The organism is Mucilaginibacter sp. SMC90 (genome assembly GCF_022811725.1).
GTDB lineage: Bacteria > Bacteroidota > Bacteroidia > Sphingobacteriales > Sphingobacteriaceae > Mucilaginibacter.
This window is the reverse complement of record NZ_CP094527.1, coordinates 1,808,833-1,825,329: the sequence shown is the minus strand read 5'-3', so window position 1 is coordinate 1,825,329 and position 16,497 is coordinate 1,808,833. Positions and strand designations below refer to the sequence as shown.

Here is a 16,497-nt window from a genome sequence, read left to right as displayed (position 1 = left end):
ATCAACCAGCGTAAAATGATGGCATATCAATCAGTTTATTTTCTTTAGCAGAAGCATAAGATGCGTGTACCAGTTTTACTGTTTCAAAGTTTGATGCACCGGCATTTTCAGATACCGTACCATCTGTTAATGATGCCAATATCTCACGGTTACAATCAACTATACTGGAGTGAATTAGCAGATAATCAGGATCGGCCCATGAATATACAGGTGGATCTGCAGTTATCGAACTTGTACCGTTACGTGTGGTGATCCGGATCTCATAATTGCTGGTTAGCTGAATGCTCCCTGCTGCCCCCTCAACCAGTACATAGGTTTGCGGAAATGATTCATGCTCTAAAACGGACGCGTATGACATTTCCGCATAGCAGGTAATACCGTTCTGCATACTCATCATCACGTTAGCCACATCCTCTCCCTTAATAAGCGGGTTAATTGATGCTGTTTGACAATAAAGCGTACTCACCTCTCCAAAAAGGAAACGGCAGGTATCTAAAATATGCGAACCTATGTCTGTAAGGATAAATTGCTCCAGGTCTGCAAGAAAGGGCTGGTTATCAAAAACTGGGAACGCTGAGCAAAAAGTAACGCGGGCCTTAAATACTTTGCCAATAATCCCTTCGTTCAATAACGATTTTAATTTGCGTAAAGGAGTTTGCCAGCGCCAGTTTTCATGAATAAATAATGGTACCCCGGCAGCTTCACATACCTTGACCATTTTACCGGCGGTATCCAATGCAGGTGCCATGGGTTTCTGGCAAATCACCGCTACCCCTTTACTGGCTGCCAGGGTAGTAAAAATAGCATGTGTATCTACATCGGTGATGATATCTACAAAATCAAGCTCTTCCTGCTCAAGCAATTGCTCTACACTATCATATACAGATGGGATGCCATACTTTTGTGCCAGTGCTTCTGCTTTAGCCTGCGTACGGTTATAAACCGCCACAAGCTCAACATTGTCAAGTTCCAGCCATGCGGGTATCTGATAATTGGCCCAAAAACCCGTGCCGATAACAGCAAATTTAAATTTCTTCATGAGGGATAAACAAGGCTTTTTTGCAAGTTAGAACTTATGATGTAAATTGAAATATATTTGTTTAACCAATTAATTTGTGATGTCCCGCACTTGCTGTTTTATATCATCCATGTCAAATATCCGTTCCCAACCTTCCTTAAAAAGGATAGGTCTGGCACGTTTGCTTATTTTGTAAGCAGCATCAGAAAAAGTGCCGTTTACTTCCTTAAATAATACAGCTATTTGTATACGCAGGTGCCCTAATACAAAGTCGCGAGCAGCTGCTTCGGGCACGCCAAGCTCAATAATTTTGTCATAGCCTTCTTTCACAACTTCCATGCAGGTTTGGGCAAGGGTTTCTACCATGGCAGGCTCCAGAATAGCCATCTGCTCCAGCGTAATGCGGTGCGCATCTTTAACAGGCTGGTACATATCTTTGGCTATCTGCTCTCCCAAATTGTAGTAATGCTCGGCGCCTGCCATCAATGTTACTACAATAGATTGCTTTGCACTTATACCCCCATAAAAATCTTTAAAAGCTGCCTCGGCAGGTTCCCAGTTAAACACTGAAGGATGGCATGGGTGTGCAATAACATAACCCAGATCATCGCGATGATGGATAACACCATCAAGAGGGGCAGCAGGGTCAAGTGTGAGCACTAACGCACCCGGCTTCATGAGCGGAATCATCTCCTCCGACAGCTTCCCGATGGCAATATCAGGGAGTGCGAGGATCACCGCATCAGCCTCTGGTATTGCTTCTGTTTGCTGTGCAATGCTGATACCTTTTTGCGCCAACGCATCCTTACCTTGCTGGCTTACTTCCAGGTACATAACCTCGTAATGCGGGCTTTTTAAAAAGTTATCTGTAATACGAAGCCCCATTTTACCTCCGGCCCCAACCAATACAATTTTTAATGCCATAATTTATTTAGCTTTTATTTATATAGAAAAATATTTTGTGCTTTTTAAGAAGTCAATACCTGCTTCTGCCCATTGCTGCTCTTTTAACATGGTGGCCTTAACTGTGTCTTCGGGTACTACCCACTGTTCCAGTATCGCGCTTTGGCACAGGCTGTAGCGACTCAACGTATCTACCAGAGTGTCAACATCCAGCATACCTTTTCCGGCTGGGCTGCCGGTAACAGTAAAGCCCATCTGATGCGGCAGTCTCTTTATCAAAAAGTCTTTAATGTGAAGGTTGACTGTGTAAGGTGCAAGTACCTGCAAAACGTGCTCCAACCCTTCGCCCGCACCTATTGAATTGACACAATCGAGGCATATACCTACACTGGTGTCCCCAACTGCGTCAATAATACCGGCAAGTTCGCGTGCTTTAAACCTATCGTGGTTTTCTATACCGAGGGCTATACCTTTACTTTTTAGCGTTGAAACCACGTTTTTAACGGTCGCAATGACAGTGCCGCTATCCGGCTCAAACCCAGGCGCGTCAATTACAAACCGCAACAACGGTGCATTCAATTTTTCGGCAAGTGAGATATACCGATCAAGATGCCCTTCGGTAAGTCCGCGGGCCCCCAGCTCCGTACGTATATCATTTTTCCGAAGCCTTTGACAGAACCGTCCAATCCGTTCTTTATCAAACAGATGTAACGGCAAATTATCCCCTATCTGCAGGCAGCGCAATGCAAATTGCAAAACCCGGTCAATCAGGATATTTTCATCTACAATAGCGGCACCGTCTTCCGAACGGCCGCCTACAGACCACCCATAAGTAAAGCTGCTAATCCCAAGAATCATGATGAAGCAATTAATAATCGGTTTAAGCAATATTAATTGTTAATGGCTCCATATCATTCCTGTATATTGCTAAATATCTCCGTTATTTTGCTGAGAGAATATTGCCATTTTGGTGAGCATCGGCCTGAAAAATCGCGCTCACCAAGCGACAGTACGATGTATATCGGCAGATCCGGCTTGCTGTGGCATTTAAAATTTCAATAATACAGCTTTATCTGGATGTAAGCCATTATGATCAACCAGTAATTTGCTTGCTATGTGCAACCTTCCCCGTCATTATTAAAACGAAAAGCCGGCAATAAGCCGGCTCGTCGGGTTAACTTAACTAAACTGATAAAAACGCCCGAAAGCTTCTTTGAGGTTCGCTAAATGCTATCCTCCTAATATCTTTTATTTATTAAACACCTTTTTCAGATGCCTGTCTACATCGGCACTTGCCGGGTTGATCAGTGCAACTTTACCATCGGCATTAAGTACGATGGCAAATGGCACAGACTGGATAGACAAAGCCTCCATTATTACTGAAGCGTCTTTACCTTCATCGTACTTATCAATTGCCTGCTGCCAGGGCATCCCTTCTTTAAGCATGGCGTTTTTCCAGGCCTTACTATTCTGATCTATCGAAATACTTAAAATCTCAAAACCTTCGGCATGATACTTTTTGTACAACTCTTTAAGATGGGGAATAGCCGCCCGGCAGGGCATACACCATGACGCCCAGAAATCAATGAGTAACACGCGCCCTTTTAATGACGATAGTTTTAATGCGTTGCCAGCATCGGTTTGCACCGTAAATTGGGGTAACGTTTTGCCGGTTACCAAATTGGGATTAACTGCTACCGTATCTGCAAGTTGTGAAACAAAGGCGTACGCTTGTTTTGTTGCTGCTATATTCAACATTGCTGCTGCACATATAATTAATATCTTTTTTTTCATAACAACCATACGCTATAGAACCTGCAGTTCAACCAGTTTCCTTTTTGGCGGAAAGCATTTGTTATTGTCACAAACCTGGTAATAAAGGCCGCATTTAATCACCATGCCCGGTTTTAGCGAGGCCGCATCTATCTCGGTTTTGAAAGTGGCTTTGTTTTCCCATACAAACATGCCTTCGCCCCCGGTAAACGGTATACCTGCCGAACTTTGCCAGTCGCTGTTTGTTAAACCGGTTGGTAACTCAATAACTGCCTGGGTTGGTATAAACGGGCTATCTTTAGGTACATAAGCGTATATATGCCATCCGTTTAAAATAGCAGCATCAATCACCACTTCCTTTTTCCCGGCCGCGCCATCAATCAGCTTAGCGCTGATCGCTACAGGATCGGAAAGAGTTGGTATAGCCGTATTTGCTGTTTTGATCCCGCCGGATGCTGCCGGGGCTATCGCCGCTGTTTCGGTTTTATAAGTATTCACCATAAATTTGAAACCGCCCGATTCAGTATAATAAAGATTAGCCTTGTTTTTGATGAACCAATCGCGCCATTCCTTAGCCGATAAAAATTTCTCGCTGGTATATCTTTCCAGTACTCTTTGGGCCAATACTGTCTCCTCCCCCTTTTCGAGCATTTTGATACATTTTTCAAGTAACTCAACTTTACGGTTAGAGATCCCCAGCTTTTTGGCATCTTCATCAACCTGTAACGAGTATGCATCCAGCGGATAGAAGTATTCAAGGTTGGCAAGGTAATATTTATGGTAAGCTGCCGTATTGGTTCCAAACATATCATACATACCACTACCGGCCCAGCCTTTCAGATAATCGTCAAAGCTTTGCGTATCGTTGGTAACCGGCATTTTCAAAAACATTTCGTTTCCACGGCCAATATCCTCTCCTTTAGCCTTGCGGTCTTTAAGCTCCTGCTGCATTTTTTGCAGGCGAATATTTCCTTCCCTGCGCGATATGAGCGCCTGTTCATACAAAGTTTTATCGGTGCGGTAGATCATCTCATTTACCCATTCACGGTTCTCGATCTGCACCTTTTTCATGATAGGTTTCTGATGATCAAATTTTTTGATGTAGCAAACAGTGTTCACCAAAACATCCTTAGCCTCATCAGTCATGTGGTTAGGTGAGCCTGAAAACCCCCACATAAAATAATTACCCTGGCGACCCAAAGCCACCGCTTCGGCGTTTTTTAAACAAACACCACCGCTTATAGCCTCGGCATCCGGCGAATCATTAAAACCCTCGCCGTGGGCTACCATGCCTATAATATACTTATCTTTTGCAGCGGGATCCTCTTTAATCACCTTCCACATAGGCAGCTCCTTTGGCGTGGTTGCTCCCTGATAACCATTAAAAAACGATCCGGGTGTAGGCCTGTTAACCAACGTTAGCTTAACTTTTACTGGCGTATTAAATATGGCATGACTTGTTTTAATGTTCAGCGCGTCATCCTCCAAACACTGGCAATACCAATCAAACTTAAGGCCTATAGGCAAACCTACATTAGGGGCCATCTCGTGCATCAGGATCATTGGGCGGTCAAAGCCGGCAGGCAATTTTACAGGCCCAGCATCGAGAATGGTAACATCTACCTTTTCAGACATAACAGCATCGTAATCCCTTACATCCACAACATCCGCCTTTTCAAATCTTTGCTCTAAAAATGCCTTAAAATCGGCCATGCGGGTTTTCCAGGCATCGTCAATGGCAGCGGCTGCCGTACTGTAATAGTTTACGTGTTCCGGCTTAGGTTTTGCCGGATCATAGCCTACGTATAAAACGTGGAGCGCTATTTTACCAGCTCCGTTTGTTACTACACCGCCAAATGTTACTGCGCTAAACGCACAAAAAAGCAGCAAGGTCAAAGTAATCTTCTTCATATCCACTTAATTAAAAATTTCAGCAAGTTTGATGTTCAGGGATTCATAACACAGGGTATTGCCAATGATGTTCACCACACATGAGTATTCATGGCTTGTGCCATTATCCGTGTAATCAATACATACTTTGCCGGGTTTGTACAGCTTACCTATATGGCCGGCAACGCAAAAGCTGATTTTCTGAGCTGATGCTGCGAACGGCAACAGCAAAGTCAGCATTGATAATTTTAGTTTCATTTTCTATTTTTTGAGCTTTAAAGCACTTAACCGAATTATACCCGGAGCCAGGACCGCTCCGGGCGCTGATATTAAAGGGCCGGATTATTACTATAAGCAGCCCAAAGGTCATCAACCGTTTTGCCGGTCAATGTTTTCCAGGTTTGTTCTGAATAGGTATTATCGCGGCAGGCAGCATCCAGTTGCTTTACTATCCCGGCCTTAACATGCTTATCAAGCCAAGCTAAAAAGCGGGCTGTTACTTTATAACTACCGGTATAGTTTTGATCTGCACTATATTCGGGCAAGTACCAGCCGGCAGCAGCGTTATCAACCCCAAGCGTATAGCGGGCATAGTCGGCTATTCCCTCAACCAGCCAGGCAGGATTATTGCCGTTATAGGATTGTACAATGTGCATTACTTCATGGGTAACCACATCCACATCAGTAGGAATAGCAAGCATCAATTTTGGGTTAAAACGGGTGATGGCATTTGCTGTTTCGGCTGCACCGGTATAGGACGGATCAATGTTGAAATGAACCTTTTTAGCTGTTTGGGGATTATAAATTGATGCTTCTTCAGGATAAACCTTAAAAAATGCATCCATCATCCTTTCTTTAACTTTATTTCCCGCATCGGTAGCAAAATCAGGCGAGTAGTTAGTAAATATCAGGGTATACGGCCCTTTGGTTACCGAATCCTGCGACAGGTAATCATGAAAAACCGGCTTAACCTGCGGTTGGCCCTGATCTTCAGCCAGTTTATTTTTATAGCAGGCGCTGGTTAAAACCATGGTTGTGGCCATCAGCATAAAAACTTTCATGCAGTTATTCACTTTTTTCATACAGTTTTGATAGGTTAATTTTTTATCTGCTCACAATGTCAATTGGTTCGCCGGGTATTCCACTTATTGTTTTGGTGATATTGCCCGTTTTGGAAACGCTCACATCAAGGGTATAAACGGCTCCGCTTGCACCAACGGTAAGCGTATTATCATCCAAACTGATCTTGATCATCGATATTTTTTTGCCGCCAAAATCTGCATCAAGCTGTCTTATATCTTCGTTTATAGGATTATAGCGGTATATTTTTCCTTTTGATGAAAAATAGAACACGTTCAAGCTATTAACCACCCATTTGGTATCGTCATCAACTAAGGCGCTGCCTTTAAATGTGCGTTTACCCAAACCCCTAAAGGTTCTGTCGCCCCCCATAGGATAGCTGAAACTCAGTTCGGTTATGGTGCCTGTTGCCGTTTTAAAGAAAGCATAAGATGCGCCGCCCTCTACAGGTTTCATGAACAAAAGATTATCGTACCCTACATTTTTGGGATCAAAACCGGTGCTTGCAGTATCAGTTTTGTAGTTAGTACCCGAGTAAGTACCATCGGCACCAAATGTGATAAATACTTTTCCCTTAAGATCGTAACCAATAAAAAACGAGCTGCCATGCGTAAAATATTTCGACATCGTATAGTCGCCGGCTTGCGCATTTGCAAACTTACCGTAGTCATCAGCAAACGGGGCCGTTGATGAAACACCAACGTATAGCTTACCGTTAATTACGCCTGTTGGTATTGTCCCCATTTGTACCGGGCCCAAAAACGGTTCAAGATATCCTGCGCTGACCACTGCAGGTGGCGAGAAGAATTGTGCTGAAAAATCTGTCCGCTTCAATAATGTACTGGCATCAAGCACTACCCCGCTTTTATTAGGATCATTACTTAATACCCAGTATTCCTCTTTGGTATTGGGTTGGTAAGTCAGTGGTTTTGAGTAATACAGTTCAACCGGATTGATAGGCAGGTCATCCTTGTTAAGCGCTTTATAGATATCACCCAATATCGTTTTATCGGGTTTTACAAATGACAGTTTAGTAACCCCGTTATCATTACTCAACACTATACTACCCGCCGAAAACTGGGTTGTACCCTCTATTTTGAAAGGAAAATTGTAAAACAACCCATTCCGCTTATCAGTAATTATAAGCTTGCAGGCACGATCGCCAGGGCCTAAATTGTAAACCATTTTAAGCGGGTAACCTTTGTAAACCGCTTCCCGGAGCTCCTCCTGAACTGTGATATGCCATTCAAAATCAAGATCCTTAAGCGGATCGGCACCGGCAAGAGTAACTTTGGGGTTTATAATAAGGGTATCACCCAACAGGGCTGCAATTGTGGCGTTATTAATACCGGCAACTACCGGTTCAGAAGGTGGCGAGTATACATAATTGCCCAGGTCTTTTTTACATGAAGTATAAAGTACCGTTATGAGCGCCAATATAGCTATCGATTTAAATTTCATGACCTAAGTGTTTAATTGATAATAACCTGTTGACCATTTTCATCAACAAAAAAATACCTGTCTGCCTGATCGTAATACTTGAGGTAAAACTTCTTATCGGGCGAGGAAGAATTATAAAAATCATAATCCTTACTTCCACCGGCCCTTTGGGTAAGCACATAACCTTTTTCCGGGTATCGCGCTACCCAGGCAAATGGGTCGTTAATAAATGTCCTTACGTTGTCAATGTAATACAACGTACGCGGGATCTGGAGGTAAGCATTTGGCTTTGACATGTCAACCAGATCGGTAGTACCTGAAGAGATCAGGAACAACTCGTGCTTTACCCTGCTGTAAGGGCCAAGGTTACCCATCCAGTAGATCCACCATGCCGGCTGCTCCAAACGTGCAGAGTAAAGGATAGATTTTGTCCTTAAATTTGCCGGTAACGATGAGTTGAAATCCTGTCCCCCCGAAACCTGGATAGTGAGCATCACAGATTTATTTGCCAGTTCAGGGTCGCTGTTTTTAATGATGACCGGTATTTTTACTGTGCCCGAATCTGCAGGCATTATGTAAGATGGCTTAAGTGCTTCATAATGCAAACCGGCTTTGGCTGTGGTAGCCGTGTCAACTACGTTTATTGCAAACTTCCGTTCAGTTTTTGACCTTTGCCCTGAAATTATTACCGGTAACCAGATGGTATCCTGGGCCAGGGTAGGATTATAAGCAAAAGAATAAGTTAATACCGAGGTATCCTGATTTTTGTCTTTATCCTTATAATTCAGATAGATATTATCCCTGGAGCCATATGTGAGTAACTGGTCTTTTTTGCAGCCAAAAAGAACTGCAACGACCACTAAAACATAAAATAAATTTCTTTTCATTGTTATAAATGGTATTGAGATCAATTATTGTAAGCTATTTCGTCGTCAGGAACCGGGAACACGTAAATACTATTTGATGCCGGATAGATCTGGCCACTGGGGGCCACTATATCAAGATTTAACCGCTTATACATGTAAAATATCTGGCTCTCACCGTAAAACTCTTTACGGGCTTCTTTAACCAGCTCATTCAAAAAAGCTGTTTTGCCTAAAGTGGTCGGCAACGGGTCAATAATACCGCGGTGCGTACGTACGGTATTTAAATATTCAATGGCTTTGGTTGGGTTGCTGTCGTAACTTGCCTCTGCCGCTATGTAATATGCTTCGGCTAAACGAAACGCGGGTGCCATTATCGGGTGCAAGTTTACCTGCGGCGAGCTGTTAACTAAATATTTAACCAAATAGCTGCGATTAGGCGTTACATCTGTAGCTGTAAAAAACCATTGCCTGTAGCGCCAGTCCTCGGCACCTACAGTGCTTTTTTCATAAATATTATCTAACTGTAAGGGTGTGGGCTGATACTGCGCGGTATTGACCGCACTAAACAAGGTAACAAGTGCATTGTCATCATTAGCAAGCGGCGCATACCAGCCAAATACCAACTCGTTATAAAATACCCTGTCTTTCTGCTCTACGTTGTTATTAAAGGCATCATCTTTTTGAGTCCAGGGAAATTTATTGGCGTTTATTACATCATTAGCGTTGGAAAGGGCATTCTGGTAATCATTTTTGTACAGGTAGATCCTTGCAAGCTCGCCGCATACTGCATAATAATTAAGCCGGTGCCTGCGGTTTTGCAGAAACAATGTATTGCTTGTAGTTTCTGTTTGCTTTGGTCCGGTATAACCATCAGGGTATCTTTTATTAGGGTATCCTACAATATAACCGGCTGAAATAATAGGATCTGTATTACTTAGCAGCGTACGTGCATTGCGCAGATCAATTATGGCATAGTTAATTACATCAGCTACTGATGAAAAAGGTGTGCTTTTAATGCTAACATTAGTTACGTACGGAATGCCTTTGGCATTTGGGTTGTATTTGTACGAAGCACCAAACATGCGCAAAAGATCAAAATGCAGGTACGCACGCAGGGCAAGCGCTTCTCCTTTAATGATAGCATAGTTGTTGCCCGAAAACACCGCCTTTTGCTTATCTATTACCTGCAATATCTCATTACAATTGCCGATAGCATTATAAACTGCCGACCAGATCTGGCTGTTCTTATCTTTTAAAATACTTTCCTTGTATTGAAATGACGCTATCTTCTGAAAATCTGTATTGGAGAATGAATAGTTCTGCGCCATGATATCAAGGTTGCTGAACGTAAGGTTTCCGGCATACAAATCCGCCTTTGTGCACCTGGTGTAAACACCATTTAACGCCTCCTCAAAACCATCCTCGGTGGTAAACAGCTGTTCTTTAGCCACATCAGATTCTGGCTGTACATCCAAAAACTTTTTGCATGAGGTAAACACCAGCAACGGGATTATAAAAATTAAATATCTCTTCATGGTTATGTATTAAAATGAACCCAGTAATGAAAATGTTATGCTGCGGGCGAAGGGATAACTGATACCCCGCTCTGCCTGAATTGTTGAAGCCCTGAAAACATCGTTTGCTGTGGTTGCCAGGCGCAGGTTTTGAAGCCCCAAACGGCGGATAGCTTTCGGATTAAAATCATATGAAAAGTATAGTGACTGTAGTTCGATCAGGTTATCTTTTTGTATGAACCGTGATGACACGTAAGTATCAGTGAGGTCGGTAATGTTTTTGAAAAACGTGTGATCACCTGGTTGTTTCCACCTTTGTTCCAATACCCGGCTGTCAACGTTAAAGCGCGGGTCGGCGTTTTCAACCCTGTCGATAAGGGTTTGATTATACGCCTGCCCACCAAAACGGTAGTGGAAACTAAAGCTCATCATAAACCGTTTGTATGATACTGTGCTGCCAAAAAAGCCTTCGGCCTTTGGTGTGGTATTGCCTACATCCTGTACATCCTTAACATCCCATATATAAGTCAGGCTGCCATCTTTTTTCACAAGTATCTCTTTACCGTTTTCGGGGTCGATACCTAATGATTTTACGGCATAAATTGTATTCAACGATTTACCTTCAACATACCGGGTTAACGGTGTTGAAAAAGCATTTTTAGTTTTATCGGTTTGGAAATTATCGATGTTGTTATTGAAGGCCTTCAATGCATCAGATATACTAACTATTTTGTTAACGTTATGAGCAAGATTACCGGTCAGGTTTATGTTCCAGTCGGTTGTGCGGAAAACCTGCGCTACGAGATAAAGTTCATATCCTTTATTTGACATATCGCCAAGGTTATCTTTATAGGTATTAAAACCTGTTGATGGCGCAAGGTTAATATCGGTGATAAGCCCTTTGGTAAGCTTGTAATAGTATCTTGGCGATATTACTATCCTGTCTTTAAACAAACCAATATCCATTCCCACATCAGTTGTGCGGGTTTTTTGCCACTCAAGGTTGCTGTTTCCATAACCCAGTATGGTAGCACCAATACCTGTTGAATACCAGTGTTGTGTATCATACAAATAAATTGAACGAGACTGGTATGCCGGGAAACTGATAGAGCCCAGTGTAGCGATACTTCCTTTAAGGCGCAGCTGGCTTATTACGTTTGAACCCTGAAAAAAGCTTTCCTTATGAATGTTCCAGCCAATACCCAACGAGCCAAAGGGCGCATAACGCCTGTCGGCCCCGAAAGCGGATGACCCGTCTACCCTTACCGAAGCATCTAAAAGATATTTGTTTTGGAATGCATAGTTACCAGAAAAGAAAGTACCTGCCGTTCTTGACTTGGTTACATCGCCATACGGGGCCGAGTTTTCTTTATAGGTACGGGCAAAGCCTATGTTGGTAAACCTATCATTTGAAAAGCCCTGGGCCGAAAAAGATTTAATATCAGCTTTTGAAGCCAAAATATTGGCACCCAAAACAAGGTTGAAATAGTGCCCACCCAGCTGTTTATTGTAGCTGATGGTTACGTTTCCGTCGAGATTAAGGCTGGCGTTGGTACCATAGTCATAAGTACCCCGGTTATTTAACTGATCAGATGCAGTGTTGTAGAAGACACTGCTCAACGGTGATACATACTTATCAGATGTTGAATTGTTTTTATTTACGCTCATCAAAGCCCTTAACCGCAGGCTTTTTGATATTTTATAATCGGCCGAGAATGACTCCAGTATTTCTGTATATGCATCTTTATCAAAGCTGCTCAGGCTGGCTTCATACAACGGGTTAAATACATTTTCGGTAACGTACTGATCGGTTCCCAGGCGACCAGTGTTTACACGCCAGTTAGCAAGTTCCTGCACCAGCCTGCCTGTACTATCCCGTATCGGAAAATATGGATTGGCATTTACATAAGTAGAAAAATCACCATACGGGGAGTTTGCCTGGTTAACCTGCGTAATGGTAAGATCATTCCTGATGATAAGCCTTGAGCTTGGGTTATATGTAAAATTTACGCCACCACTATAACGCGTATTGTCAGACCCCTTCATAACACCGGGTTGAGTTTGATAACGCAAATCGATGCCATACCTGAATGACTGATCGCCGCCCTGGGCATATACTGAATGTTTTTGCTGATAGGCATTTCTTAGCGGTTGCGATAACCAGTAGGTATTAACACCACTTGCCACATTTTTCAACCGGGTAAACAGCTGGGCATTAAGATCGTCCTGCTTGGTATCACCGCTGGTGGATGTTTTGGTATCATAAAGGCCAACCAACTGCTCATAGGCAACTTTTTGTTTGGCATTAAGCACATGATAATCTGACAAATCGGGCCCGTTAAAAGTAAGCTCATAATTGTATGACAGCTGCAGCTTTCCGGCAACCGGCGCTTTGGTGGTGATAACCATTACTCCGTTGGCAGCCCTTGAACCATAAACCGCTGTAGCGGCACCATCTTTCAACAACGTAACCGATTCGATACGATTGATATCAAGGTCAACCACTTTTTGAAGCGATACCTCAAAACCATCAAGAATAAAAGCCGGCAGGTTATAATTGCTTGAAAGGTTATTACGGTCAAGTATATTATCATTGATGGAAGGAATGGCTGTAGCGCCCCTTACATTTATCTTTGGCAGCCTATTTGGATCAGAACCTGCAAAGTTATTATCAAGCACTTTAAACGACGGATCAAATGAGGCGATACTCTTGATCACATTTTGCGGATTATTACGCTTCAGATCGGCACCGCTCACCGTAATGGCGTTGCCCGTATAGTTATCTTTTTTGATAACCTGGTACCCGGTTACAACAACATCTTTAATGTTATTAATATCAGGCAAAAGCTTTACTACAATCGATTGGCCTGCTACCACCTTAGCTTCTACCGATTTGTAGCCCATAAATGAGAATACTAATGTTTGCCCTGCATCGGCCTGTACATTAAATTCGCCTTTATCATTAGTTTGGCCAATTACACCCCTACCGCCTTTAACGGCAATATTTACGCCCGGTAAAGTGGTTTTACTTACCGAATCCAGCACGCGGCCACTTACCGGAATTTTGCTCATCGAAACAACCGGCGAAGGTCTCGGTTCGGGTATTTTATTCTGAATTACAATGGTTTTAGACACGATGGTAAAACTCAGATCAAAGTCTTTAAGGCACGCGTTAAGCGCATCAACAAGCTGTGTATCATGAAAATCGGCATCAATTGTTTTGCCTTTTAAATTCACTTTCCCGCTATAAAAAAACAAATAGCCGGTTTGACGCTTTATATCCTTAAAAACCGACTCGAGGCTTTTGTTTTTACCGGATATAGTTACCGTTTGAGAATAACTTGCTGCGGATAAATGTAACGCGCCGACAAGCAACAGTATAGTGGTGAGTTTCAATACTAATAAGAATTTGAACTTTACCCCCCGTATAGCGCATACGGCGTTGTAAAGAAAAGTTAATTTCATATTTTTGAATAAGATTGGGTTAATAAAATGCAGCCCAGGGCTTCGACATCTTGTGCTGCCTGACCTATTTAAGACCGGAAGCGGTGAGAGGCTTCCGGTTAATTTTGGTCTGTTAATATGAGATCTGTCTGAGGTTTATCGTAGTAGTTTATCCATCAAGCATTTTTTTAGTGATTAGCATTTAGTTTTGTTTAGTTGTTAGTATAAAGTTTAAGGTTAAATATTATTTGCTGTAAGATACCTTTACCGTTTTGCCTTCTGCCGTAAATTTCATGTTGTTAAGTTCCAGGATCTTGAAAACATCAGCCAGGTTGCTGCTTCTTGAAATTTCGCCGAAGAACTTTTCGTTGGGCATATCACCTTCGTAAATCACATCAATATCATACCAGCGGCTTATTTGGCGCATTACTTCACGAATATCCTCATCTGCAAATGAGAATACACCGTTTTTCCAGGCCACTTCTTTATCAATGTTTACTTGTTGCCTGCTGATAGCACCATTGCCCCCGCGGTTTATTACGGCCTGCTCGCCCGGAACAATAAGCGTTGAGTTTGCTGCCGATATCACCTTTACCGAGCCTTCCAGCAACGTGGTTTTAACCAGCGCTTCGTCTGCATAAGCGTTTATATTGAAATGAGTACCCAGCACCTCAACAGTTTGCAGGGTCGATTTTACCCTGAAAGGCATTGCCTTATTCTTAGCCACTTCAAAGTAGCCTTCGCCATTAAGTGTTACTTCGCGCTGTGCTCCTTTAAAAACCGTTGGATAGGTTATTGATGAAGCTGCGTTGAGCCAAACATTAGTGCCATCGGGCAGGATGATCTTATACTGGCCGCCTTTAGGTGTTGTAACCGTATTTTGTACAGCCTGCTGCTGTGCGTCAGTATCGGCCTGGTAAACAATCTGTCCGTCGGCAGTTTTAGTGATCTTCACGCCCGCCTGCTTAGCTATCTGCCCGTTATTAGCATCGTCAAGCAATATGGTTGCGCCGTTAGCTAAAGTAAGGGTAGCCTTATTAGTACCGGGCACTATCCCTTTATAAGTATTTACCGTTAAATTATCGGCCTTATGATTGCTCCGGATAAGAAAGTAAGCACCAACCGAAATAAACAACAAAATTGAGGCTGCCACGGCATACCTGATCCAGCCAGACCTTGAAGGCAACGTAACGGGCTTTTTTTCGTACTGCGCTATTCTTTGATCAACCGTAGCTTTAATAGCATCTTTCAGGTGCGCATAGTCGGCCTCGTTTTCATCGGTGATGAGGGCATCATTTAAATCAAACAGGTTATAGTACGACTCAAGGAACTTAATTTCTTCCTGAGTTGCCTCACCAAGCCTGTATCTTTTTAATATTTGTACAAAATATTGTTTGTTCGCCTCGTCCATTTACATCCTTTATACCTATGAGTCGGCAAAATGTAAATAGCCCATGTTAATTGAAAATATTTTTAATGTTTTATTTAAAAATAACACACGTTTAAAGTTGGGCGATAAAATAGCTGCAATAAGTTAGCATAGCTGATAAAAATAACGCGGTAACATCAAATAAAAAATGCTACATCAACCCTTTTGATAAAAATAAAGCACTATATGGAGCAGGAAAAGTGACTTACGAAGTGTAGCAAGAGTTTTGCCCATTTGGTTTCGTACAGTTTTAGGAGAGATTTGCAGCTGATCGGCAATTTGCTGACTTGAGAGGCCTTCATCAAAGCGCAAATGGAATATAATGCGCTGCTGTGGAGGTAAAGTATCTATCAGTTCATGAAAAGCTTTCAAAAATTCGTCATGAAGCACATTGGCATCGGCGCGGCCTAAAGTACTTTCAATTTCCTGGGCCGCATCAGGCAGGGCCGCATAGCGCGATTCCTTTTCCATAAACTTGAAAACACCGTTACGGGCAGCAACAAGCAAATAAGCAGGCAGGTTTTCAATTGGCGCTTTTGATCCACGTATCCACAACTGCACAAATACATCCTGCGCTATATCCTGCGCGCGTTCGGTATCATTGAGCCGTTGATATGCTGTATTATAAACATGTTTCCAATACCTGTTATATATAGCGTCGAAAGCGGGTTTGCAACCTTCACTAATAAGACTCAGTAGTTCAGCATCATCTGCCAACAAGTTTAAGGGGGCCATGTGTTATTTCAAATCCTATATCAATCAGGTTAACTACACAAACATCATGGTGGTTGTATGCTTTTAGCTTATGTATCAATCCAAAGATAAAAATTTCTTGCAAAAAGCTTAGCAGCTGTTTAAAATTGATAGATATCGTTTACAGGTACATAAAACTTCATTGCCGTTGGTTGAAACCAATGGAATAATGAGAAGCGATAAGCAGGCTTCAGCCCAAATCCGCCTGCACAATTGGGCTCAATAGCATTTTTGAACATTTTATTTAACAGCTGTTTAAAAACATATAAAAGCAGCTATTGTGAGTATTTGAATCTGGGGGTGAAATGACAAAAGAGGGCCGGTCGGTCTGGGTCTGTCTAAGACTCATGCGTAAAGGCTTGCCCATTATGCTTCGACAAGCTCAGC

The 16,497-nt window shown here is 42.6% G+C and carries 13 protein-coding genes; all 13 read right to left on the bottom strand.

What is annotated here, in order from left to right:
* Nucleotide 1: 1 nt before the first annotated feature.
* On the bottom strand, nucleotides 2–1,039 hold the full coding sequence (locus MTO98_RS08080; protein ID WP_243486114.1) for a Gfo/Idh/MocA family protein: 1,038 nt from the start codon (nucleotides 1,037–1,039) through the stop codon (nucleotides 2–4).
* A gap of 69 nt (nucleotides 1,040–1,108) precedes the next feature.
* Nucleotides 1,109–1,942: a phosphogluconate dehydrogenase C-terminal domain-containing protein gene (locus tag MTO98_RS08075; protein ID WP_243486111.1), complete on the bottom strand. Its 834-nt coding sequence runs from the start codon at nucleotides 1,940–1,942 to the stop codon at nucleotides 1,109–1,111.
* A gap of 18 nt (nucleotides 1,943–1,960) precedes the next feature.
* Complete coding sequence (locus MTO98_RS08070; RefSeq protein WP_243486110.1) at nucleotides 1,961–2,779, bottom strand: sugar phosphate isomerase/epimerase; 819 nt, start codon at nucleotides 2,777–2,779, stop codon at nucleotides 1,961–1,963.
* A gap of 390 nt (nucleotides 2,780–3,169) precedes the next feature.
* Nucleotides 3,170–3,715, bottom strand: coding sequence for a TlpA disulfide reductase family protein (locus tag MTO98_RS08065; RefSeq protein ID WP_243486108.1), 546 nt, complete (start codon nucleotides 3,713–3,715; stop codon nucleotides 3,170–3,172).
* Between the two features lie 12 nt (nucleotides 3,716–3,727).
* Nucleotides 3,728–5,605, bottom strand: a complete 1,878-nt coding sequence (locus tag MTO98_RS08060) for a protein-disulfide reductase DsbD domain-containing protein (protein WP_243486106.1) — start codon at nucleotides 5,603–5,605, stop codon at nucleotides 3,728–3,730.
* 6 nt (nucleotides 5,606–5,611) lie between these two features.
* Nucleotides 5,612–5,842, bottom strand: a complete 231-nt coding sequence (locus MTO98_RS08055) for a hypothetical protein (protein WP_243486105.1) — start codon at nucleotides 5,840–5,842, stop codon at nucleotides 5,612–5,614.
* Between the two features lie 71 nt (nucleotides 5,843–5,913).
* A complete protein-coding gene (locus MTO98_RS08050) occupies nucleotides 5,914–6,666 on the bottom strand; it encodes a basic secretory family protein (protein ID WP_243486104.1) in 753 nt (250 codons plus the stop codon).
* Between the two features lie 22 nt (nucleotides 6,667–6,688).
* Complete coding sequence (locus MTO98_RS08045) at nucleotides 6,689–8,125, bottom strand: PKD-like family lipoprotein (protein ID WP_243486103.1); 1,437 nt, start codon at nucleotides 8,123–8,125, stop codon at nucleotides 6,689–6,691.
* Nucleotides 8,126–8,136: 11 nt separating this feature from the next.
* Complete coding sequence (locus MTO98_RS08040) at nucleotides 8,137–8,991, bottom strand: DUF4843 domain-containing protein (protein ID WP_243486102.1); 855 nt, start codon at nucleotides 8,989–8,991, stop codon at nucleotides 8,137–8,139.
* 20 nt (nucleotides 8,992–9,011) lie between these two features.
* Entirely contained in the window at nucleotides 9,012–10,505 is a 1,494-nt protein-coding gene (locus tag MTO98_RS08035; RefSeq protein WP_243486101.1) for a RagB/SusD family nutrient uptake outer membrane protein, read from the bottom strand.
* Nucleotides 10,506–10,514: 9 nt separating this feature from the next.
* Nucleotides 10,515–13,949 (bottom strand): SusC/RagA family TonB-linked outer membrane protein, encoded by a 3,435-nt coding sequence (locus MTO98_RS08030; RefSeq protein WP_243486100.1) that lies wholly within the window; start codon nucleotides 13,947–13,949, stop codon nucleotides 10,515–10,517.
* Between the two features lie 223 nt (nucleotides 13,950–14,172).
* Complete coding sequence (locus MTO98_RS08025) at nucleotides 14,173–15,339, bottom strand: FecR family protein (protein WP_243486099.1); 1,167 nt, start codon at nucleotides 15,337–15,339, stop codon at nucleotides 14,173–14,175.
* A gap of 174 nt (nucleotides 15,340–15,513) precedes the next feature.
* Nucleotides 15,514–16,092, bottom strand: coding sequence for an RNA polymerase sigma factor (locus tag MTO98_RS08020; protein WP_243486097.1), 579 nt, complete (start codon nucleotides 16,090–16,092; stop codon nucleotides 15,514–15,516).
* Between the last annotated feature and the right edge of the window lie 405 nt (nucleotides 16,093–16,497).

Bases quoted from the DNA above. Each gene is read 5' to 3' on its own strand.
- MTO98_RS08080 (WP_243486114.1), bottom strand. From the start codon at position 1,039: ATGAAGAAATTTAAATTTGCTGTTATCGGCACGGGTTTTTGGGCCAAT.
- MTO98_RS08075 (WP_243486111.1), bottom strand. From the start codon at position 1,942: ATGGCATTAAAAATTGTATTGGTTGGGGCCGGAGGTAAAATGGGGCTT.
- MTO98_RS08070 (WP_243486110.1), bottom strand. From the start codon at position 2,779: ATGATTCTTGGGATTAGCAGCTTTACTTATGGGTGGTCTGTAGGCGGC.
- MTO98_RS08065 (WP_243486108.1), bottom strand. From the start codon at position 3,715: ATGAAAAAAAAGATATTAATTATATGTGCAGCAGCAATGTTGAATATA.
- MTO98_RS08060 (WP_243486106.1), bottom strand. From the start codon at position 5,605: ATGAAGAAGATTACTTTGACCTTGCTGCTTTTTTGTGCGTTTAGCGCA.
- MTO98_RS08055 (WP_243486105.1), bottom strand. From the start codon at position 5,842: ATGAAACTAAAATTATCAATGCTGACTTTGCTGTTGCCGTTCGCAGCA.
- MTO98_RS08050 (WP_243486104.1), bottom strand. From the start codon at position 6,666: ATGAAAAAAGTGAATAACTGCATGAAAGTTTTTATGCTGATGGCCACA.
- MTO98_RS08045 (WP_243486103.1), bottom strand. From the start codon at position 8,125: ATGAAATTTAAATCGATAGCTATATTGGCGCTCATAACGGTACTTTAT.
- MTO98_RS08040 (WP_243486102.1), bottom strand. From the start codon at position 8,991: ATGAAAAGAAATTTATTTTATGTTTTAGTGGTCGTTGCAGTTCTTTTT.
- MTO98_RS08035 (WP_243486101.1), bottom strand. From the start codon at position 10,505: ATGAAGAGATATTTAATTTTTATAATCCCGTTGCTGGTGTTTACCTCA.
- MTO98_RS08030 (WP_243486100.1), bottom strand. From the start codon at position 13,949: ATGAAATTAACTTTTCTTTACAACGCCGTATGCGCTATACGGGGGGTA.
- MTO98_RS08025 (WP_243486099.1), bottom strand. From the start codon at position 15,339: ATGGACGAGGCGAACAAACAATATTTTGTACAAATATTAAAAAGATAC.
- MTO98_RS08020 (WP_243486097.1), bottom strand. From the start codon at position 16,092: ATGGCCCCCTTAAACTTGTTGGCAGATGATGCTGAACTACTGAGTCTT.